This window comes from Intrasporangium sp. Soil_C_50, assembly GCF_057656595.1.
This window is the reverse complement of sequence record NZ_JBDGKB010000014.1, coordinates 1-20,891: the sequence shown is the minus strand read 5'-3', so window position 1 is coordinate 20,891 and position 20,891 is coordinate 1. Positions and strand designations below refer to the sequence as shown.

Here is a 20,891-nt window from a genome sequence, read left to right as displayed (position 1 = left end):
TCGGAGGGCGCATGAGCCAACGAGCCCGGCCCGTCCCACCCGCTCCCGCTCCCGCGCGGCGTGAGCGCGGCGGCGTCATCGCTGTCCTGCAGGGCATCCGGCCCTACGACCGGGCGCAGCTGCCGCGGGACGTCGTCGCGGGCGTCACCCTCGCGGCGCTCGCGATCCCCGAGGTCATGGGGTACACGAAGATCGCCGGGACGCCGGTCATCACGGGGCTCTACACGATCCTGCTGCCGGCGGTCGTCTTCGCCGTCTTCGGCTCCTCGCGGCACCTGGTGGTGGGTGGGGACTCCGCCACGGCCGCGATCCTCTACGCGGGCATCGCCGGGCTCGGGGTGGCCGGGCTGCAGCCGGACACCAGCCAGTGGCTGGCCCACGCGAGCCTGGCAGCGCTGGTCACCGGCGGGCTGCTGCTGCTCGCGCGCGTCGCGAGGCTCGGCTTCCTGGCCGACTTCATCTCTCGCAGCGTCCTCGTCGGCTTCCTCACCGGCGTCGGGGTCCAGGTGGCTCTCGGCCAGCTGGCGGGCATGCTCGGTGTCCCCTCGCCGTCAGTGGCCGCGGACCAGGTCAGCGGGACGTTGATCAAGTTCTGGGACACCCTGAAGGAGCTGCCCGACACGTCCGTGACGACGCTGGCGGTGTCGCTCGGCGTGATCGCGACGCTGGTGGTCTTCGGCCGCTGGTTCACGGCGATCCCGGGCGGCCTGGTCGCCGTGGTGGGTGCGATCGTCCTGAGCTGGGCGCTCGACCTCCAGAGCCACGGGGTGTCCGTGCTGGGGCCGGTGCCGAGCGGGCTGCCCGCGGTCGGCCTGCCGACTGGCATCGCGTGGGCCGACGTCGTGCCGCTGCTCGGGATCTCCGCGTCGATGTTCCTGGTGATCATGGCCCAGAGCGCGGCGACCTCCCGCGCCTACGCGGTGAAGTACCAGGACCGGTTCGAGGAGAACAACGACCTCGTCGGGCTCAGCCTGGCGAACGTCGCGGCCGGTCTCAGCAACACCTTCGTCGTCAACGGCAGTCCCACGAAGACCGAGATGGCGGACGAGGCCAAGAGCAAGAGCCAGGTGGCGATGCTCACCATGGCCGTCACGGTCGCGATCGTCCTGCTGTTCCTGACCAAGCCCCTGCAGTACATGCCCAACGCCGTGCTGGCCGCCGTGGTCTTCGTCATCGGCGTCAAGCTCATCGACCTCGTGAACATGAGGGCCATCTGGCGTCTGCGCCGCGACGAGTTCTGGATCGCGGCGGCGACGGCCGCCGTGGTGCTCGTCGTGGGCGTCGAGCAGGGCATCATCCTCGCCATCGTCCTGTCACTGCTCGACCACGTCCGGCGCCACTACCTGCCGCACGACTCGGTCATCACCTTCGACGAGCGCGGCAGGCCCCACGAGGTGCCGTCCCGGCCCGGCGCCGAGACCGAGCCCGGGCTGGTGGTCTACCGGTTCGGCGTCGGGCTCTTCTACGCGAACGTCACACGCTTCAGCGCGGAAGCCCTTGCGCTGGTGGACACGCCGACGCGGTCGCAGTGGTTCGTCCTGCTGGCCGACGCCATCGACGACGTCGACTTCACGGCCGGTCAGGCGCTGGTCGAGCTCGCGAAGCAGATGTCCCAACGGAACGTGGTCTTCGGCGTCGCGGCCGCCAGGTCGGACGTCCTCACCGAGCTCGACCGGTTCGGGCTCGTCGACGTGATCGGCCGGAACCGTGTCTTCGCGACGCTCGACGAGGCCGTCGCTGCGTTCAGGGCACGATAGGGGCCGCAGCACCCGATCTCGTCCGGCACGAACCGGATAAATGCGGTGACACCTGCCGTACGGATCTGGAGAATCCTCGCGTGATTCTCGCCGCCGTCCTGCGCCACGCCCGCCCGCCGTCGCCGCTGGCCGGGCGGCTGTCCGTCCAGTCGCTGCTCTTCGCCCTCGGCGAGGGCACCTTCATGACCGGTTCGGCGGTGTTCTTCACGCAGATCGTCGGGCTCTCGGCCGCCCAGGTGGGTCTCGGCCTGACCTTCGCCGGCATCGCCGCGTTCCTGGCCGCGCTCCCGATGGGCAAGCTCGTCGACCGCTTCGGTCCGAAGCGGATGTGGGCCGCCAGCGCCGGCGGGCAAGCCGCGATGTTCGCGCTGTGGCCGCTCATCAACGGCTTCGAGGGCTACGTCGCGATGGCCGTCGGCATGGAGGTCATCGGCGCGCTGGGCGGCGCGGCGTACGGTGCGTACACCATCGACGTCCTGCCGCCGGACGAACGCGTCCGGTCGCGCGCGTACATGTACTCCGCGCTCAACGTCGGCTTCACCCTCGGCTCGATGCTCGGCGGCATCGCCCTCGCGTTCCACTCCAACGACGTCCTGCACGCCCTGCCGTGGTTCACCTCGGTGGCCTTCCTCGTCAACGCGGCCGCGATCACCCGCCTGCCCAAGGCAGCCCACGACGAACGCACCCCCGAGGACCGGAAGGTGAAGGTCCCCGGCCCCGGCCCGCTGCGCAACCTCGGCTGGCTGCTCACCACGTTCTTCGGCGGCGTCTTCTGGACCAACCAGGTGCTGCTCAACGTCGTCATCCCGCTCTGGCTCGTCGAGAAGACCGACGCGCCGCGGGTGCTGCTGGCGTTCCTCTTCGGCACGAACACCGTCATGTGCATCTTCCTGCCGATGGTCACCTCGCGCGGGGTCAGGGACGTGCCGACGGCGCTCAAGGCCGTCCGCCTCTCGGCGGTGTTCTTCGTCGTGTCGTGCATCATCACGCTGGCGACGCACGACACCGTCGGCTGGGTGACGATCGCGCTCGTCTGGCTCGGGCACGTGACGGTCACCGGTGCCGAGCTGTACCTGTCGGCGGCGAGCTGGTCGTTCGAGGCCGAGCTGATGGACCCGCGTCAGCGCGGCGCCTACCAGGGCGCCGCCGAGCTCAGCGGCACGCTGGGTCGCGTCTGGGCGCCCGCGCTCTACACGTTCCTCGCCATGAACTGGGGTGCCGGCGGCTGGCTGCTCATCGCCGGGATCATCATCGTGGCCACGATCGGCATCCACCCGTCGACGCGGCTCGCCAAGCGCTTCCTCGAGCGGCACGTGCCCGCCGACGTCCTCGCCGACGCCCGCTCGGCCGCGCCCGACGCGGAGGAAGGCCTCGCCGGGGCGCCGCCCTCCCTCATCAGCACCGACGAACCCGTGCCGGATCCCGACCCGGTCCGCTGACGCCGGCCGGCGCGTCACGCGACGCGTGCTGTCGACGCACCCGCGTCCTGACACGATGGCGCGGTGCCGAGGGCGACCGTGACGGGAGCCGGGGGGCCTTGGCACCGACATCCACTTCGCTTCTCGGCTGGATGGTTCGCTTGCGGCAGTAGCCCTCGCACCCAACGGCGTGGTCAACTCGACAGTGAGCTGTGGGTCCATCGGGGGGTGCACCCTCCCAGAGGTCCGGCTCGGTCGCCCGTCCCCCCGGGCTCACCTGCGTGTGCCGCCCGCCCCCTCCCTCTCCCGGCTGTGGCGGCACACGCCGACCATTCCCGCATGGCGGGTCCGCGGCGGGTCTCAGCCCCGGTTGTCGGGCAGTGGCTCGTCGTCACCCTTCTGCCACGGCCAACGACCCGTGATCTCCAGCTCGAGGGAGAAGCTGAGGAAGGTGCGGATGACGACGATCAGACCCAGGACGAGAACGTTGTTGAGGGTCGGTGTGATCGCGACGGTGCGGATGATGTCGGCAGCGACCAGCAGCTCCAGGCCGAGCAGGATGGATCGTCCGAGCTGCTGCCTGAACTGCCGGTAGGTGTCGGGCCGGTGGGCTCGCCAGTTGAGGACGGCCCTGACTGCAGCGAGCGCGGCGCCGGCCACCAGGATGGCGACGCCGGCGGTGTCGATGACCTTCCCCGCCAGCTCGATCCCCTCAGTGAAAGCCATGCCTGTGCCTCCCGCTGCGGTCCGGACTGCTGCTCCATTGTCGTGGTCCGCGCGTCCGGGTCTGGGCGACATCGGCAAATCAGGGCATGGCCAACGCCGCGGAGGCGCCCGGTGTCCAGGGGTCGACCTGGCTCGATGCCGGCTCCGCGCGGTCGGCCTCGGACTAGTCTCGACAGCGAGACGATCCGAAGGGCAGGCCTTCATGACACAGCTCTCCATGCACCAGAAGCTGCCCTTCGACGAGGCCACGACACCACCCCGCGTCTCGACCGGTGAGCTGCCCCAGCCCGAGGAGGTCGAACAGCTCGTCACCGAGGCCTACCAGCGCTATCGAGGCACGACGGACGGCCACGTCGCCGACTACATCCCGGTGCTGGCCGAGGCGTCGCCAGACTGGTTCGGGATCAGCGTGGTCGGTGCCCGGGGCCGCTCGTTCGAGATCGGCGACGTGGATACGCGCTTCTCGATCCAGAGCGTCTCGAAGCCGTTCGTCTTCGCCCTCGTGTGCGACGCGGTCGGCTATGACACGGCTCGCCACCGTCTCGGCGTCAACAGCACCGGGTTCCCGTTCAACTCGCTGATGGCCATCGAGCTGAACGCCCACCGGACGATGAACCCGCTCGTCAACGCCGGAGCGATCGCCACGACGAGTCTGGTGCCGGGCTCGACCGCGGAGGAGAAGTTCGAGGGGATCCGGGCCGGCCTGTCGCGCTTCGCAGGTCGCGAGCTGACCATGAGCGAGGAGGTGTTCGCCTCCGAGTCCGAGTCGAACATGCGCAACCAGGGCATCGCCCACCTGCTCGACAGCTACGGGCGCCTGTACTTCGACCCCGACCGGGCGACGGAGGTCTACACCCGCCAGTGTTCGCTCGAGGTGACCGTCCACGACCTCGCGGTGATGGCGGCGACCCTCTCCGACGGCGGCGTCAACCCGCAGACCCAGGAACGGGTCATCGCCCGCGGCGTGTGCCGGCGGGTGCTCGCCGTGATGGCGACCGCCGGCCTGTACGAGCTGTCCGGTGACTGGCTGTACGAGATCGGCATGCCCGGCAAGAGCGGCGTCAGCGGAGGCATCGTCACCGTGTCCCCGGGCAAGGGTGGCCTGGCCACGTTCTCGCCGCCTCTGGACCCGGCAGGCAACAGTGTGCGTGGCCAGCTCGTCACGAAGTTCCTCTCCGAGCGGCTCGGTCTCAACCTGTTCGCCTCCGAGCCCGTGGCGCCGCAGGGCTGAACCTCGACGCGTCACCGCATGTCGGTGCTCCGTGGTCTCACCTCCGGAGGATGAGTTCGTGGTGCCGGTGCTCACCTAGCGTGTGAGGTGGACGCACGTCGACAAGGCGTGCCGCAGGGCAGGCGACCTCGGAGGGAGCGATCTCGATGCCGAGCCAAGCATCAGCGACCAAGCTGGAATGGGCTGCGCGCCTGACGGTCTTCGCAGGCTTGCTGCTCATCACGGCCGGGTTGTTCCAGGCACTCAGCGGCCTCGTGGCCCTCGTCGACGACCAGCGGTACGTCCTGACCGGCGCCTACGTCTACACGTTCGACACCACGACGTGGGGTTGGATCCAGCTCGTTCTCGGTCTCGCCGCGGTCGGGCTGGGCATCGCAGTGATCGTGGGCAAGGTCTGGTCGCTGATCCTGGCCGTGGCCGTCGCGATCCTGTCGGCCACGGCACAGTTCATGTGGCTGCCATACGACCCGCTCCGGGCCATCCTCGTCATCGCCATCAACGCCGTGGTCGTCTGGGCCCTCGCCGTCCAGCTCAAGCGGCCATAGGCCGACTGACGCCCCAGCCGACAGGCTCCCGGCCCGGACCGACCGCGACTGTGCCGGTTCCGGCCCTCGACCCGGGCTCGGATGGTTATCGTCTCGACATGACAGGTCCCATGACGATGAACCGCGTCATCCACGCGGCGGTGCGGCGCGACCTCTCCCGCCTCGAGGGTGCCCTCGCCACCGCGCCCGACGGGGACCGGGTCCGCGCCCAGCAGCTGCAGGTGGCCTACGCCAACCTGCACGACCAGCTCAAGCACCACCACGAGGGCGAGGACACGCACGTGTTCCCGTTCCTGGCCAGGGTGGAAGGGGCCCAGGAGCTGGTCGAGGTCATGGAGACGGAGCACCAGGCCATGGCTGATGCACTCGCCGCTGCGCAGACCGCGATGGACACCTACGGCTCGACCGGGTCGGCGGGCGACGCCCATGCCGCCAGGGAAGTCATCGTGCGGGCGAACGAGGTCGTCGAGCGCCACCTGCACCACGAGGAGAACGACCTCGAGCCCCTCCTGCTGCCCCACCTCGAGACGCCCGAGTGGAAGGTCGTCGAGAAGCAGCTGCGGCCCCCGTCCCTTGCCGAGTCGGGCCAGTTCATGGCCTGGGTGCAGGACGGGATGCCCGAGGCGGAGCGTTCCTACTTTCGCTCGGCGATCCCGGCGCCGGTGACCTTCCTGCTCAGCAGGCTGGCCGGCAGGTCGTACCACCGGGACGTCGCGCCCACCTGGCAGTCCACCCCGTAGCAGCCCTGCAGACGGCTCCGGTCGCGGACCTCCGCCTGCCTCCGGCTCGGCGCGCGATGGTCCCGTCCCCGTCGACACCCCGGGTGGTCCTGGGCCGGCGGCGCTCCTTCCGTCGCTCGTCCGCGCGCTGGAGAATGTCGCTCGTGGAGCAGCGGCTCGGCTCGACCACGCTCGAGGACGGCACAGCGATACGGTTCGCCGTCGCCGGCAGGGGCCCGGTGGCGATCTACGTGCCGGGATGGGTGTCCCACCTCGAGCTGGGGTGGGCGCTGCCGGCCGAGCGCCAGTTCTACGAGGGCCTGGCTGATGGTCGGACGCTCGTGCGATACGACCGACCGGGCTGCGGCCTGTCCGGGACGACCTCCCGCACGGACGTCGTCGAGCTCGAGCTGGAGGTCCTGCACGCCGTTGCGACTGCCGTCGGTGTCACCCGCTTCGACCTGGTCGGCGCCTCCTTCGGCGCGCCACTCGCGGTGAGGTGGGCCGCCCGGCACCCGACGTCGGTGACTCGCCTCGTCCTCTACGGCGGGTGGGTCGACGGTGACGGTGTGGCGGATCCGGCCGTGCGGGAGCACGTGCTCGGCCTGGTCGACCAGCACTGGGGGTTCGCATCGGAGGTGCTGACGGAGATCTTCGCCCCTGATGCGGACGCCGGGTTCCGCGCCATGTTCTCGCGCTACCAACGAGATTCGGCGTCCGCTGCCTGGGCTCACCGGCTGTTGGCAGCGTGCTACGACATCGACGTCGCCGACGATCTCCGTCGGATCACGGCACCCACCTCGGTCATCCACCGCCAGGACGATCGGGCGGTGCCGATCGCGGAAGGCGAGCGACTGGCCCGCGGCATCGACGGTGCGACGCTGACCGTGCTGGCCGGCCGGACGCACATCCCCTTCGCCGGCGACACGCACTCCGTGCTCAACGCGATGCGTCGCGGCCTGGGACTGCCGCCCCTCGGCCTCGGGACGCCGCCGGCGTTGACCGCGCGCCAGACGCAGGTGGCCGGGCTGGTGGCGCTCGGCTGGTCGAACCGGCAGATTGCCGAAGAGCTCGTGATCAGCGAGCGCTCCGCAGAGTCGCACGTCGAACGGATCCGCGCGCGGCTCGGGTTCCGCTCACGTGCACAGATCGCAGCCTGGTACGTCGCGTCGAACGGCACCGGCTGACCTCCGAACTGCGGTATTTCCACTGCTGACGACGTCTCCGCGCACCCGGCACGCTCGATGCATGACAACTCACCCGGGGCAAGACGCCACTCTGACAACCACATCCATCCGCGCCTCCGAGCAGCCCGGGAAGCCGCACGAGTTCGACGACCACCCGGTACGCGGACGGTTCAACTCGGCGTTCTTCTGGGTCATGGGCGGCTACATCAACCGGCTCATGCACAGCCACAAGTCCATCGCCTTTGCCGACCTCCCGCCGACCGTGGTCGAGCTGGGGGCGGGAGTCGGCGCGAACCTGCGCTACCTGCCCGCCGGCGGCCACCTGATCGCCATCGAACCCAACCCCCACATGCACGCGCGGCTCCGGCGCGCGGCTCGGTCCCGGAACCTCGACCTCGAGATCCGCACCGTCGTCGGCGAGCAGATCGACCTGCCCGACGCGAGCGCCGATGCCGTCATCTCCAGCCTGGTCCTGTGCACCGTCCGTGACCCGGAGACCGTCCTCGCCGAGGTCCGCCGGATCCTGCGACCGGGTGGTCGTTTCAGCTTCGCCGAGCACGTCGCGGCGAGGCGGAACACGCCCACGCGCTGGGCCCAGCGGACCCTGCGTCGACCGTGGGCGTGGATCTTCGAAGGCTGCTCCTGCGAAAGGGATCTGGAAGGTGTGATCCGGGCTGCCGGCTTCACCGGCGTCGACCTCAGCGACTACCGGATCCGCTCGCCGTTCCTGCCGTTCAACACCCACATCGCCGGTACGGCCATCGCCTAGGCCGGGCCGGTGCTTCGCCCGGCTCGCGGCCGCCGCGGGCATCACCCACTTCACCGCGACCGTCCTGGCCGAGAACCGACCGGTGCTCGGACTCGTGCGGCACTCGGTTGGGAGATCGCGACCACCGCGGACGGGCCCTCCTCCGACATCGTCGTGAGCCTTCCGCCGGAGCCCGTGGGCGCGCGAGCCACCTCGGCCCGCTGCCAGGAGCTGGAATCGGCGCCGGTCAGGGCTCGGGCAACGAGCTCACGTCTCCGGCTGCGACGATCTCCTCAGCGATGACCCGAAGGGTGCGGTTACGCGAGTGGCTCGCCATCCGCAGCACCCCGAAGGCCTCGACCTCGTTGATGCCCCGTCGCGCCATCACGATTCCCACCGCGGCGCCGATGGCGCGCGCCGTCTGGAGGGCCTCGTGCAGGTTCCGGTTCTCCCCTTCCAGCAGCACGCCTTCTCGTCTCATCTCTGCCAAGAGCTCACGGTCGATGACCGCGCGGTCCTCGAGAACCTGGATCCGGTCACGATCCACATCGGCCTGCCCCCGGCTCCGGTCGGCCTCGACCTCGCCCGCGTCGAGGCGAAGGACGGCTCGCCCGCTGCTCTCCCGCAGCATCGCGATGTCGGCACGGGCCAAGGCCAGCTCTGAGCTGATCTCGTCGACACGACGCCTCAGGTCATCCAGACCGGGAGTCTCCGTCCCCATGCATCCCAGTATCGCGGGGTCCTGGCGCCGCGCCGCGGCTTTGCGTTCCAAGCCGTTCGCGGGGTGCCGCGTGGGTCACGGACCAAAGCCTCTTACGGGGGCGCGTCCCGATATCCATCCTGAAGGTGAGATCAGGAAGGAGGTGACGACAATGTCGCAGCTCCTTGAGAAGCAACGTGCGGAGACCGAGCAGGTTCTTCCCCGCTTGTTCCGCAACCGCACGGTCGACTACACGCTCCTGGTCATCGGGGCCCTGGTAGCGGCGTTCGGTGCATACGTGTACTTCGCGCCGGCCAGCTGGATCCTGGCGGACCTGAGCGAGGCCTGGTACCTCAGCAGCTGGATCGCGGGCGGAGCACTGCTCACCGCCGGCTTCGGCATGTTCGGAGCCAGCGTTCGCGACCAGTCCGGGCACTGGACCGCAGGCGCAGTGACGAGCTTCGTGCTCGGCGCGCTGAGCCTGGCTGGAGCAGTGATCGCTGCGGTGCTGCTCATCGTCTGACCGCGAGAGGCAGGTGAGGCACACGCGAAGCCCCCCCCGACGCGGGGGCTTCGCGGCTCATGTCGCCTCCCGTGCTGCGGCCAGGCGTTCCACGGTGTCGGGATGCGTGGCGAACAGCGCGTACTCGATGCGGGGCGGGTGGACATCGGCGATGTTGACGGTGGCGAGGCGTAGCTGCATCGCCGCGAACTCCGCAGGATCGTCGGTGAGCCGGAGCGCATGCCGGTCGGCCCGGGCCTCGACCCGGCGGGAGACGAGGCCCTGGAGGGGCCCGGTGACCAGGCCGGTCAGCGCCCCCACGGCGAGGACCAGGCCGATCGCCCTCGGTGACCCGATGTCGTCCACTCCGGCTCGGCGGAGCAAGGCCTCCCAGTGGCCCATCAGGTAGAGCGCCACGACCGACGCTGCCCCGCCGAGCGCCCCGAGCAGCGTGCCCACCTCAGGGTCGCGGTCTGTGGCATGGCCCAGCTCATGGGCGATGACGCTGCGCACCTCACCGGGAGACGCCTCGCGCAGCAAGGTGTCGTAGACGACGATGCGTCGGGTGGCGCCGAAGCCTGACACGTACGCGTTGAGCGCGGTGGTCCGGCGGGACGCGTCGGCGACCAGCACGTCTTGCACCGGCCTGTGGTCCCGGGCCGCCAGTCTGACCAGCTCGTCACGCAGCGGCCCTGCCGGCATCGGGGTGAAGTGGTTGAACACCGGCTCGAAGAGGACCGGGAAGACGAAGGACAGCAGGACGACCAGGGCGGCGGCACCGGCTGCGCCGAACGCCCACCACCAATCCGGCGTCCACCGGGTCACCGCGTAGAACCCGGCGAGCACGACCGCGCCGGTCACGATGCCGACCGCGCCGCTCCTGAGCAGGTCCACCGCCCAGCCGCGCCAGTTCTGGGTGGACAGTCCGGCGGCGCGCAGCACGCGGTGGCGCCACGCGGTAAACGGTAGGGAGGCCGACCACAGCAGCATCAGGACGACCAGGCCGCCGAGCACGGCCTCGGCCAGCCAGTGCCCGCCGAACGGCTGGGCCACCCACGTGACGACGTGGGCACCAGCCGGGGTGAGACCGAGCAGCAGTGCCGCCGCCAGTCCGGCCAGCAGGGAACCGTAGGTGCTCGGGCGCAGTGCAGCGTGCAGCGCCCGGCCGCTGGTGACCACGTCTGCGGGAACGTCGCTCAGCGCCGCCGCTCGGGCGGCGGCGCTCGGGCGTGGCACCCGCCAGGGCACCAGCGTGGACGCGGCGACAGCCAGCCCGACTGCGAGCGCGAGCAGCGTCACGAGGGCCCACCCTGTCGAGGTCACGGCGCCCCTTCCTGCACCCGACACTGCTGATGCTGGGCAGCCGGTGCTCGGCCGGTGCTGCACCAACGAGAAGGACACGTCCAGCGTCCCATCCGAACGGCCTTCGCATCAGCGCGTCCGATGCGGCGACGGTTCGGGTCGGCACGGTCGTGGTGATGCGGCTGGGCCCACCGAGCTTCGCCAAGAAGGACGCGGGCTTGGACGGCACGTCGCCCCGCGAGGACGGCCGAGCCGCGAGAGGCACGGCTACCCGACGCCGTCGGCTGGTCCGCGAGGGCGAGGGCTCACTCGCCGGGGTCGATGAGCCGTTGGCGTATGGCGTACATCGCCGCTTCCAGACGCGAGTGCATCTGAAGCTTGTCGAGGATGTTCCGGATGTGGTTGCGCACGGTGTTCACCGAGATGCTCAGCTCGTCGGCGATCTCGCTGTTGAGCCGGCCTCGCACGACGAGCTCGAGGATCTCCAGCTCCCGCTCGGTGAGCCGCGGCTGCTCGAGCCCCAGGTCGGCGCTCGACGCCGACGGGGGTCGGCTCAGCGCAGAGAACTCCTCGAGCAGCTTGGTCGCCATCGCGGGTGACAGCTGGGACTGGCCGTGGAAGATGCCGCGGATGCCGTCAGCGATCTCGTCGGTCACGCTCTTGAGGAGGTATCCGGTGGCGCCGGCGCGAACGGCTTCGAAGAGGTCGGCCTCGTCGTCGGAGCCGGTGAGCATGAGGATGCGCGCGGACGGGACGCGCTGCTTGACGAGGCGGCAGGCGTCGATGCCGTTCCGCTTGGGCATGCCGACATCCATGACGACGACGTCGGGCAAGGATGCCTCCGCCTGGGCTACCGCCGCGACGCCGTCGGCTGCCTCGCCCACCACCTCGATGTCGTCCTCGACGTCCAGCACAATCCGCAGTCCACGGCGGTAGAGGGTGTGGTCGTCGACGATGAGGACGCGGATGGGGTCATGGGGTGGCTCCACCGTCCCATCTTGACCCACCGCCGACCGATGGTCCGGATGTCCAGGGGCCCGGAGAGGTCCTCAGGCGTGGCCGCTGAGCCGACCCAGCCGGTCGGCCAGGGCGTCGACCATGGCGGTGGCGCGCTTCTCGGAGATCGGCGCCTTGCGGTCGCCGCCCTGGCTGGAGACGGCGAGCACGTCGATCGACAGCTTGGCGCCGCCGGCGAGGGCGCGCAGCGCGTCGATCTTGGCGGCGAACGGCGAGCCGCTGCCGGGGGAGTAGTAGCGCACGACCTCGTCGAGCTCGTCGGGGTAGAGGTCGGTCTTCGTCACGGCGATGACCAGCCAGATCGGCTTGTTGCGGCGCACGGCCATCGAGGCGATCCGGTGCGAGGTGATCGTCCAGTCCTCGAGCTCGGCGGCCAGCTGCTCCTCGCGCGTCGCGGTGGCTGCACCCGTCGTGCCCGCAGCGCGTCGGGGCGTGGCGTAGCCGTTGGCGACGACGTGGATGACTCCGTCGACCGGCTCGTCGTGGAAGACCTCGTCGAGTGCGCCGAGGCGGGTGGCCGCGTTGTCGCCCGGAACGACGAGGAAGCGGAAGCCGTGGAGCTTGGAGCCGCGGCGCGTCCGGCGCTCCATCACCGCCGAACCCACCTCGGCCAGGGCGTCGTCGGTGGCGCGGCGCGTCAGCCGGTCGACGAGCTGGCTCTTGCCGACGCCCGTCATGCCTGTCACGGCCACCATCGGATAGCGGTCGCGAAGGAGCCGGCCGAGCCGCTCGGGAGCCGACGCCAGCGCGGTCAGCAGGCCACCGGCCACGGTCGCTCCCAGGGCCGTACGGCTCGACGGGGGCAGGATCGTCCGGATCCGCGATGAAGTCTGAGACACGGTGCCTCCTCGGCATGCTGGTTCAGGTGCCAGTTGGCCCCACGAGCCTACGGGCCGCGGGTCCTGGCGCGCCCCGCGGTCCGATCGGAACGTTCGGCCGACGACGGCGCTCTGTCATGGTGCGACAGGACAGGCAGGTGCGTACCCACCGGTGGTCCGGTGCACTCGAACGGGCGACCTGCCGTGAGCCGTCTGGCCTCGGTTCAGCTCGGTGCCTGCGCAGCGTCAGGGGTGCCGGATGGCCGCAGGCTCGACGGGGGCGGCGAAGCGTCCGCGCAGGGCGCGCCCGACCGAGGATCCGACGAGCAGGCCCAGGGAGATCGCGATGGCCACGCCGAGCAGGCCGAGGGCCACGTCGGTGACGGACTCGCGGCCGGCTGCGAGCTCGGTGACGCCGACGAGGCCGAGGCTGCCCGGCACGAGCAGCCAGAAGGCGGGGAGGAAGAGGACCAGTCGGGGCAGCCGGGGGCGACGGAGCTCGACGACGCTCGCTCCGAGGCTCGCGGCGATGGCACCGAGGAAGCCGCCGAGGGCGACTGAGCCGATCTCCTGCCCGGCGACCTGCGCGCCGAAGGCGAGGCTCAGCACGAGCAGCACCCAGCCCTGCAGCCGTAGCGGCACGCCCTCCATGAGACAGATGCTCGCGCCGACGAGCAGCAGCCCGACGGGGGCGCCGACCCACCCGATCTCCTCCACGCGGAGGTTGACGAGGGTCGAGGTGGGCACCCGGAGCAGGGCGGTGGCCATGAGGAGCCCGAGGGCGAAGAGGCCGAGCTGGGCGAGCCCGTAGACGAGTCGGGCGGAGCCGGCCTGCATGTGCCCGGCGGCGAGCTCCGACATGCCGTTGACGACGAGGGCACCGGGGAGCAGGACGGCCAGCGGCGGGAGCACGGTGCGCAGCGGGCCCTCGAGCAGGCCGGCGTTCGCGGCACCGAAGACGGCGAGCGACACGGCGAAGGCGGCGAGGGTCGGCAGCAGTGCCATGACCACCTCGAAGCGCCCGGCGAGCTGGACGAGCGCGAGCACGATGAGGGCGCCGACCGCTGCGGCGGCGACGTTGGCCCATCCGGGTTGGAGGATGAGCGCGATGCCGACGGCGAGCACTGGCCAGGCGAGCGCGACGAGCCATGGCGGCTGTTGGACGGGCCGCTTCGCGGTGGCGGCGAGGTCGGCGCGGGCCCGGGGGATGGTCAGCTCGTCGTGGAGGAGCTGGTGGCGGATGAGGCGCACGCTCGCCGCCTGGTGCAGGCGCAGCCCCGCCGGGGCGGAGCGGTAGGTGGTGGGGCCGCCGGGCGTGAGGGTGAGCATGAGGCCGGTGGGTCCCACCGCGGACTGCACCTCGGGGTACCCGAGCCGGGCGCTCACCTCGGCGAGCTCCTCCTCGATCTCCTGCACCGGCTGGCCGGTCGCGATCATGGCGGTGCCCAGCTCGGCGAGGAGGGCCCTTGTCTCGGTCTCGCGGCCGGGGTCTGCGGCCGGCCCGACCGCGGCTGTGTGGGCTGCGTCGGGGTGGTGCGCGGCCGCAGGTCCCTCCATACGGGACATCATCTCGCACGGGGCGACCGGGTCCTGCGGGTCGTCGGGCGGTCGCCGGGCGCCTGGCGCGTGACGACGGCGGTGGTTGGATCGGGGCATGCGCATCTTCTTCACCGGAGGCAGCGGCAAGGCCGGCAGGCACGTTGCGCCATTCCTCGCCGGCCAGGGCCACCGGGTCACCAACGCCGACCTCGTCCCGCTCGGGCACCCGGGCGTCGACGACCTCACGGTCGACCTCACCGACATCGGCGAGACGTACTCGGCCCTGGCCGGACTGGCACGCTTCGACGAGCTGGACCTGGCGACCAAGCCGCCCTACGACGCCGTCGTGCACTTCGCCGCGATCCCGCGGATCCTGCTCGCGGCGGACGCGAAGACCTACGCGTCGAACGTCCTCAGCACGTACAACGTGCTCGAGGCGGCGACCCGGCTCGGGATCCGCAAGGTCGTCTTCGCCTCGTCCGAGACGACCTACGGCATCTGCTTCGCGCAGGGCGAGCGGCGACCGCTCTACGTGCCGGTGGACGAGGACCACCCGACGGTGCCGGAGGACTCGTACGCGATGTCGAAGGTCGCGAACGAGGTGACGGCGCGCTCGTTCCAGGCCCGTACCGGCGCCGACGTCTACGGGCTGCGGATCAACAACGTCATCGAGCCGCACGAGTACGCCGAGCTGTTCCCAGCGTTCCTCGAGGACCCGTCGCTGCGGCGGCGCAACATCTTCGCCTACATCGATGCTCGCGACCTCGGCCGGATGGTGCAGCGGTGTCTGGAGGTCGACGGGCTCGGCTACGAGGTCTTCAACGTCGCCAACGCGGACATGTCCGTCGCGGCGACGACCGACGAGGTGCGCCAGCGCTTCTACGGCGAGGTGCCGCTGCGGCGGCCGATGGGGCGCAACGAGACCTTCTACTCCATCGACAAGGCTCGTGACCTGCTCGGCTACGCGCCGCGGCACTCGTGGCGCGATGTCCTGCCGGACCCCCGGGTCGACGCCTGAGCGCACGACGCGGACAGCACGGCAGCCGGGACCGTGGCGCGCTCCTCGGGAGCACCGGGCAGTCGATCCGTGAACCTGCCCGCCGCGCATGGCTCGAGGCGTAGCGTCCGAGAATGCGCAGCTTCCCGGTGACCGACGAGATCCGCTCCTATGCCGTGACTCACGGAAGCCGGCGGCCCGACTCCGTGGTGCGTGGGCTCCAGGCGGAGACGGCAGAGCTCGGCGACGTGGCAGGCATGCAGATCGGTGACGACCAGGGCCAGCTGCTCACGATGCTCGCCCGGCTGATCGGCGCGCGCCGAGCGGTCGAGGTGGGCACCTTCACCGGCTACTCGAGCATGTGCATCGCTCGGGGCCTGGTGGATGGAGGCTCACTGCTGTGCTGCGACGTCAGCGCCGAATGGACGGAGATCGGGCAACGGGCCTGGACCGCGGCCGGCCTCGCTGGCCGGATCGAGCTCAGGATCGCGCCGGCGCTCGAGACCCTGCGGGCCCTCCCCTCGACCCCAGACATCGACCTCGTGTTCATCGATGCCGACAAGCCGGCGTACGCCGAGTACTGGGCAGAGCTCGTACCGCGGGTCCGGCCCGGGGGTCTGCTCCTGGCCGACAACGTCCTCTGGAGCGGCCGGATCACCGACCCGGAGGCGACGGACACGAACACCACCGCGCTGCGCGCCTTCAACGACCTGGTGGCCTCCGATGACCGCGTCGAAGCCATGATCCTCACCGCGTTCGACGGGCTCACCATCGCCCGACGGACGTAGCACCGGCGGGGCGCGACCTGACGACCAAACATCGGGATCGGCCGGCCCGCACGCGGCGACGGTGACGCCGCCGGAGTGCGCCGAAAGAGGCGCACCGGTGGCGCGGCGGGCGGCCGACCGCCTACCGGCCGACCCCTTGAACCCGCCGACAGCCAGACCACCCGGCCGATGGGCGTGGCCGCGGTACAGGCGGCCACGCAGCGCCTCGACGGGCGGCGGTCCGACGCGGTCGAGATCGTCCTCGAGCCGCACCTCGAGGTGCGCCGCACCAGCGGTCCGGTCCCCGCGCAGCGCTAGCGTGCTGGCATGACCGACACGCTGACCCGGCAGGCCGCCTCCGACGCCCTGCCCACGTGGCGGTTCCTGCTGCAGCGGATGCACCTGACGGTCCGCGCCGCCGACGTCGCAGCCGCCTACGAGTTCGTCGCCCGGGTCGGCGCCCTGACGGCCGCACACGACCGCCAGCTCGACGTCGACCTGCGCGCCCCGGTCGTCCATCTTGCCCTCTCGACGCGTCCCGGCGGTGGCGTCACCGACGCCGACGTCACGCTGGGCCGGGCCGTCGACGCCGTCGTCGCCGAGCTGGGGCTCAGGTCCGAGCCGGGGTCGCTGACCGTCCTCGAGATCGCCATCGACGCCATGGACATCGACGCCGTCCGTCCGTTCTGGGATGCCGTGCTCGGGTGGGACGTCATCCGTCGCGACGACGTTCAGGACCCGCTCCGGCTCGGACCCGCCGTGTGGTTCCAGCAGTTGGACGAGCCACGGCCGCAACGCAATCGGATCCACCTCGACGTCACGGTGGCGCACGACGAGGCGGCCGGGCGCATCGCGCGAGCCCTTGCCGCGGGTGGCCGGCTCGTGTCGGACTCGCGCGCCCCCGCCTTCTGGATCCTCGCCGACCCCGAGGGCAACGAGGCGTGCGTCTGCACGTGGCAGGGCCGCGACCCCGCCCCCACGGCCTGACCCTCAGTCCGAGAGTGCCTCGACGACGAGCCGAGCGAACAGGCCCGGGTCGTCGACCCAAGGAAAGTGGCCGGCCCCCGGCTGCACGAGGCACCGCCCGTCGGCGAAGAGCGCCGCGAGCTGCTCGCCGAGCGCCGGCCCCGGCATGAGGTCGAGCTCGCCGACGATGACGCGCACCGGTGCTGTCACCGCGCCGATGGCCCGGCGCGTCTGCTCCGGGTCGGGCTGCTCGGACCAGAAGGCGCGCGTGCCCTCGCGGTTGCGCTGACCCTCGTCTGACGCCGCGTGGCGGCGCGCTGCGTCGGTCCATGCGCCGTAGAGGAGGGGCGACATCGCCTGCCGGGTGGCGGGCGTGCCGTCGTCGGCCTCGAGCGCGACCTTCGCGCCGGCGAACCACGGCTCTGCGGCGCGCAGCTCGACCCGCGCCTCCCATTCGTCGTCCGTGATGTCGAGCCCCAGCGCGGCGGTGCCGGGGGTGACGAGCACGAGCCGGCGCAGGCGTCCGGGTTGGCGGGCGGCGAAGAGCTCGGCGACCGAGCCGCCGGCCGAGTGTCCGAGCAGGTCCATGGTGTCGAGCCCCAGGTGCGTCCGCAGGGCCTCGAGGTCGTCGGCGAGCCGGGTGGCGGCGTAGCCGGTCGGGTCGGTCGGACGCGGCGACGCGCCGGTGCCGCGGGGATCGGGGATCACGAGCGAGCGTCCGGCCGCATCTGCGAGCCCGCCGAGGTCGCCCAGGTAGGCGGCGTCGCGGGCCGGACCGCCCGGCCACACGACGAGGGGCTCGCCCGACCCCTCGACGCGGTAGGCGAGCTCGGTCCCGTCGTAGGACGTGTAGGTCGGCATGGGTCCCAAAGTGCCAGACGGCTGTGGTCGGGCGCGTCAGGATTTCGGTCGGGCGGCCGCGCGGCCAGCGCTCGGAGGTGCCGTGCTCGAGCGGACGACCAGCTCGGGCTCGATGACCGCGCCGGTCGTCTCCGCGGCCTCGGCGGCCTTGGCGGCCCCGGCGTCGTCGAGCCGGCCGGTCACGGCGCGCACGGCCTCGGCGCCGAGCCGGGCCGCGTCCTGGCGCACCGTCGTCAACGCGACGTGCGGGTAGCCGGCCTGCTCGATGTCGTCGAAGCCCACCACCGACACGTCCGCGGGCACCTGCACCCCCGCCTGCCGCACGACGTCGACGAACCCCAGCGCGCAGCGGTCGTTGAAGGCCACGACCGCTGTCGGGCGAGGCGCGTTCATCGCGAGGAAGGCCCGCGCGGCCGCGGCGCCGTCGAGCTCGGTGAGTCCGCCGGGCATCACGAGCGCGTGCAGCCCCGGCGCCGAGCGCATGCCGCGCCGGTAGCCCTGGCGTCGTTCCGCGGCGCCCGGGGCGCGACCGCCGTCGAGCAGGCCGATCCGCCCGTGCCCGAGGCTGCGCAGGTGCTCGACCGCGAGGCGCATCCCGAGGGCGTCGTCGGTGCGCACCACCCCGACGCCCGACGCGCGTGCCGGCCGCAGCACGCTGACGACCGGCAGCCGCTCGGCGAGCCGGGCCATGGCGCCCGTCGAGAGGTCGCTGCCCACGAGGACGAGGCCCTCGCAGCGTTCGGCGAGCAGGGTGTCGACGGCGTCGCTGTCGGACCGGTCGGGCGTGACGCCGCTGAGGACCACTTCGTAGCCCACCGCGTCCGCCTCGCTGTAGAGGCTGCGGAGCACCTCGCCGTGGAAGGCGTGCCCGACGGCGAACGTCACGCCGAGCATGCGTGTCCGGCCCCGGCCGAGGCGGCTGGCGCGCGTGTCGGGCCGGTAGTCGAGGTCGGCGGCCGCTGCGAGCACACGGGCGCGCGTCTCGTCGGAGGCCCCGGCGACGCCGCGGAAGACGATCGACACGAGCGCCCGCGACACCCCGGCGCGAGCCGCGACGTCCTCCATGGTCACGCGTCCGGTCGCCATGCGTTCGAAGTGTAGAGCGCTCCAGCGGATTCTGCGTCGGTCTCTTGACGCGGAGCGGGCGGCGGCCTCACCATCGAACTAGAGCGCTCTAGTAGAGAGGCAAAGGAGCTCGCCCATGACCGCCCCAGACCCCGTCCGCATCGGCCTCATCGGTGCCGGTCGCATCGGCACCCACCACGCCACCACCCTCGCCCGTCGCCTTCCCGAGGCCGCGCTCGTCGCCGTCGCCGACCCGTTCGAGGCGTCCGCCCGGCGCCTCGGCGAGGACCTCGGCGTCGAGTGGCTCACCGACCCCCAGGCCCTCATCGACGACCCGCGCGTCGAGGCCGTCGCCATCACCTGCGCCAGCACGGCCCATGCCGACCTCGTCGTCGCGGCCGCCCGCGCCGGCAAGGCCGTCTTCGTCGAGAAGCCGATGGCGATGACCCTCGCCGACGCCGACCGTGCCATCGCCGCCGTCGAGCAGGCCGGCGTCCCGCTGCAGGTCGGGTTCAACCGCCGCTTCGCCCGCGACTTCGCCGCCGCGCACGACGCCGTCGCCGCCGGACGCGTCGGCACCCCGCAGCTGCTGCGCTCGGTCACCCGCGACCCCGGTCTGGCGAACCCGGGCGCCGTTCCGCCGTGGACCATCTTCACCCAGACCCTCATCCACGACTTCGACGCCCTCAACTGGTTCAACGCCGGTGCGCGCGCCGTCGAGGTGAGCGCCATGGCCGACGCGCTCGTCGCCCCCGCGTACAAGGCGGCCGGCCTGCTCGACACCGCCGTCGTGACGATCCGCTACGACAACGGCGCCATCGGCGTCGCCGAGGCGAGCTTCTCGGCCGCCTACGGCTACGACGTCCGGGGGGAGGTCTTCGGCTCTGCCGGCATGGTGCAGGCGGGCAGCCCGGCGCACCTGACCACGTCGCTGTGGACGGCCGACGGCGTCGCGGCGCCGACGGCCCGCATGGACACCGACCTCTTCTCCGACGCCTACGCCGCCGAGCTCGCCGCCTTCTGCACCGCCGCGCGGGCCGGATCGCCGACGGTCGTCGGCGGCCACGACGCCCGCGCTGCGCTGCGCATCGCCCTGGCCTGCATCGAGGCCGTCGAGACCGGCGGCACCGTCCGGGTACGTGACGCCGACCGCGAAGGCGTCGCATGAGCGGCCCCACCGGCGTCGGGGCTGGTGCGGGTCCCGGGGACAGCCCGTTCACCCTGGCCGTCAGCTCGGAGATGGTCTTCCTCGACCTGCCCGTCGTCGAGCGGGTGCGCCGCATCCACGAGCTCGGCTTCGCCGTCGAGATCTGGGACTGGACGCGTCACGACCTCGACGCGCTGGAGGCTCTCCGCGACGAGGGCGTCGTGTACTCCTCCATGACCGGGTACGTCCGTGGACGTCTTGCCGACCCGGAGGGGGCCGACGAGCTGCTCGCCACGGCCGCCCAGTCGGTGCCCGTCGCGAAGCGTCTCGGCATCCCGAGGCTCAACCTCCACGGCACTGGTCTCGACGACAAGGGCCTGCCGGTGCGCCCGGCCCACGAGGTGACCGGCGCGATGTGGCTGCAGGCACGAGACACCCTGGGACGCATCGCCGAGCTCGGCGAGCGCGAGGGCGTGCAGTTCGTCCTCGAGAACCTCAACACCGAGGTCGACCACCCCGGTACGCCGTTCGCCCGCGCCGCCGACTGCCTGGCGCTCGTCGAGGCCGTCGACAGCCCGCACCTGCGGCTCATGCTCGACCTCTACCACGCGCAGATCGGCGAAGGAAACCTCATCGAGCTGTGCCGCCGGGCCCTGCCGTGGATCGGTGAGATCCAGGTCGCCGACGTGCCCGGGCGCTGCGAGCCCGGCACCGGCGAGATCGCCTACCCGGCGGTCGCGCGGGCCCTCGCCGGCATGGGCTACCGCGGCACCGTCGGCCTCGAGGCGTGGGCGTCGGGCGACCCCGAGCTCGCCCTGAAGCGCTTCCGCGACGCCTTCACCCTCTGAGGTCCGCCAGCCCCCGCCCGCCCCGCCCCCC

General features: G+C 71.8%; 22 protein-coding genes. 14 read left to right on the top strand and 8 right to left on the bottom strand.

What is annotated here, in order from left to right:
- Positions 1-11: 11 nt before the first annotated feature.
- Both AC3A5R_RS19740 and AC3A5R_RS19735 read left to right on the top strand, forming a co-directional pair.
- Positions 12-1,757 carry a SulP family inorganic anion transporter gene (locus tag AC3A5R_RS19740; protein WP_487622479.1) on the top strand — a complete coding sequence of 582 codons (1,746 nt, stop codon included), beginning with the start codon at positions 12-14 and terminating at the stop codon, positions 1,755-1,757.
- Positions 1,758-1,837: 80 nt separating this feature from the next.
- Entirely contained in the window at positions 1,838-3,196 is a 1,359-nt protein-coding gene (locus tag AC3A5R_RS19735) for an MFS transporter (protein ID WP_487622478.1), read from the top strand.
- Positions 3,197-3,535: 339 nt separating this feature from the next.
- Here AC3A5R_RS19735 and AC3A5R_RS19730 read toward each other — a convergent pair whose 3' ends face one another.
- Positions 3,536-3,901 (bottom strand): DUF1622 domain-containing protein, encoded by a 366-nt coding sequence (locus tag AC3A5R_RS19730; RefSeq protein ID WP_487622477.1) that lies wholly within the window; start codon positions 3,899-3,901, stop codon positions 3,536-3,538.
- Between the two features lie 202 nt (positions 3,902-4,103).
- Here AC3A5R_RS19730 and glsA point away from each other — a divergent pair, with 202 nt between their 5' ends.
- The 5 genes from glsA to AC3A5R_RS19705 all read left to right on the top strand — a co-directional run bounded on the left by glsA (position 4,104) and on the right by AC3A5R_RS19705 (position 8,352).
- A complete protein-coding gene (gene glsA, locus AC3A5R_RS19725) occupies positions 4,104-5,132 on the top strand; it encodes a glutaminase A (RefSeq protein WP_487622476.1) in 1,029 nt (342 codons plus the stop codon).
- Positions 5,133-5,278: 146 nt separating this feature from the next.
- Positions 5,279-5,677: a DUF7144 family membrane protein gene (locus tag AC3A5R_RS19720; protein ID WP_487622475.1), complete on the top strand. Its 399-nt coding sequence runs from the start codon at positions 5,279-5,281 to the stop codon at positions 5,675-5,677.
- Between the two features lie 98 nt (positions 5,678-5,775).
- Entirely contained in the window at positions 5,776-6,417 is a 642-nt protein-coding gene (locus tag AC3A5R_RS19715) for a hemerythrin domain-containing protein (protein WP_487622474.1), read from the top strand.
- Positions 6,418-6,551: 134 nt separating this feature from the next.
- Positions 6,552-7,583, top strand: a complete 1,032-nt coding sequence (locus tag AC3A5R_RS19710) for an alpha/beta fold hydrolase (protein WP_487622473.1) — start codon at positions 6,552-6,554, stop codon at positions 7,581-7,583.
- 61 nt (positions 7,584-7,644) lie between these two features.
- On the top strand, positions 7,645-8,352 hold the full coding sequence (locus tag AC3A5R_RS19705; RefSeq protein WP_487622472.1) for a class I SAM-dependent methyltransferase: 708 nt from the start codon (positions 7,645-7,647) through the stop codon (positions 8,350-8,352).
- A gap of 226 nt (positions 8,353-8,578) precedes the next feature.
- Here AC3A5R_RS19705 and AC3A5R_RS19700 read toward each other — a convergent pair whose 3' ends face one another.
- The gene (locus AC3A5R_RS19700) at positions 8,579-9,103 is read right to left on the bottom strand and encodes an ANTAR domain-containing protein (RefSeq protein ID WP_487622471.1); all 525 of its coding nucleotides are present in this window, start codon (positions 9,101-9,103) and stop codon (positions 8,579-8,581) included.
- 100 nt (positions 9,104-9,203) lie between these two features.
- Between AC3A5R_RS19700 and AC3A5R_RS19695 the strand changes: the two genes are divergently transcribed.
- Positions 9,204-9,554 (top strand): hypothetical protein, encoded by a 351-nt coding sequence (locus tag AC3A5R_RS19695; protein ID WP_487622470.1) that lies wholly within the window; start codon positions 9,204-9,206, stop codon positions 9,552-9,554.
- 57 nt (positions 9,555-9,611) lie between these two features.
- Here AC3A5R_RS19695 and AC3A5R_RS19690 read toward each other — a convergent pair whose 3' ends face one another.
- From AC3A5R_RS19690 to AC3A5R_RS19675, 4 genes are all read right to left on the bottom strand, one after another.
- The gene (locus tag AC3A5R_RS19690) at positions 9,612-10,856 is read right to left on the bottom strand and encodes a M48 family metallopeptidase (protein WP_487622469.1); all 1,245 of its coding nucleotides are present in this window, start codon (positions 10,854-10,856) and stop codon (positions 9,612-9,614) included.
- Positions 10,857-11,140: 284 nt separating this feature from the next.
- Positions 11,141-11,824, bottom strand: coding sequence for a response regulator (locus AC3A5R_RS19685; RefSeq protein WP_487622468.1), 684 nt, complete (start codon positions 11,822-11,824; stop codon positions 11,141-11,143).
- Positions 11,825-11,884: 60 nt separating this feature from the next.
- Entirely contained in the window at positions 11,885-12,691 is an 807-nt protein-coding gene (locus AC3A5R_RS19680; RefSeq protein ID WP_487622467.1) for a hypothetical protein, read from the bottom strand.
- Between the two features lie 225 nt (positions 12,692-12,916).
- Positions 12,917-14,227, bottom strand: coding sequence for a threonine/serine exporter family protein (locus AC3A5R_RS19675; RefSeq protein WP_487622466.1), 1,311 nt, complete (start codon positions 14,225-14,227; stop codon positions 12,917-12,919).
- Between the two features lie 97 nt (positions 14,228-14,324).
- On the opposite strand from AC3A5R_RS19675, the gene AC3A5R_RS19670 reads away from it, so the two are divergent.
- From AC3A5R_RS19670 to AC3A5R_RS19655, 4 genes are all read left to right on the top strand, one after another.
- Entirely contained in the window at positions 14,325-15,227 is a 903-nt protein-coding gene (locus AC3A5R_RS19670; protein WP_487622465.1) for an NAD-dependent epimerase/dehydratase family protein, read from the top strand.
- 113 nt (positions 15,228-15,340) lie between these two features.
- Positions 15,341-15,994, top strand: a complete 654-nt coding sequence (locus AC3A5R_RS19665; protein WP_487622464.1) for an O-methyltransferase — start codon at positions 15,341-15,343, stop codon at positions 15,992-15,994.
- A 174-nt stretch (positions 15,995-16,168) separates the two neighbouring features.
- The gene (locus AC3A5R_RS19660; protein ID WP_487622463.1) at positions 16,169-16,291 is read left to right on the top strand and encodes a hypothetical protein; all 123 of its coding nucleotides are present in this window, start codon (positions 16,169-16,171) and stop codon (positions 16,289-16,291) included.
- Positions 16,292-16,300: 9 nt separating this feature from the next.
- On the top strand, positions 16,301-16,960 hold the full coding sequence (locus AC3A5R_RS19655) for a VOC family protein (protein ID WP_487622462.1): 660 nt from the start codon (positions 16,301-16,303) through the stop codon (positions 16,958-16,960).
- Positions 16,961-16,963: 3 nt separating this feature from the next.
- Here the strand turns inward: AC3A5R_RS19655 and AC3A5R_RS19650 are convergent, their stop codons facing one another.
- Together AC3A5R_RS19650 and AC3A5R_RS19645 are read right to left on the bottom strand one after the other, a co-directional pair.
- Complete coding sequence (locus AC3A5R_RS19650) at positions 16,964-17,800, bottom strand: alpha/beta fold hydrolase (protein ID WP_487622461.1); 837 nt, start codon at positions 17,798-17,800, stop codon at positions 16,964-16,966.
- 36 nt (positions 17,801-17,836) lie between these two features.
- On the bottom strand, positions 17,837-18,886 hold the full coding sequence (locus tag AC3A5R_RS19645; RefSeq protein ID WP_487622460.1) for a LacI family DNA-binding transcriptional regulator: 1,050 nt from the start codon (positions 18,884-18,886) through the stop codon (positions 17,837-17,839).
- A 115-nt stretch (positions 18,887-19,001) separates the two neighbouring features.
- On the opposite strand from AC3A5R_RS19645, the gene AC3A5R_RS19640 reads away from it, so the two are divergent.
- Both AC3A5R_RS19640 and AC3A5R_RS19635 read left to right on the top strand, forming a co-directional pair.
- Positions 19,002-20,033, top strand: coding sequence for a Gfo/Idh/MocA family oxidoreductase (locus AC3A5R_RS19640; RefSeq protein ID WP_487622459.1), 1,032 nt, complete (start codon positions 19,002-19,004; stop codon positions 20,031-20,033).
- Complete coding sequence (locus AC3A5R_RS19635) at positions 20,030-20,860, top strand: TIM barrel protein (protein ID WP_487622458.1); 831 nt, start codon at positions 20,030-20,032, stop codon at positions 20,858-20,860. Before AC3A5R_RS19640 ends, AC3A5R_RS19635 begins: the two co-directional genes overlap by 4 nt.
- Positions 20,861-20,891 lie beyond the last annotated feature (31 nt).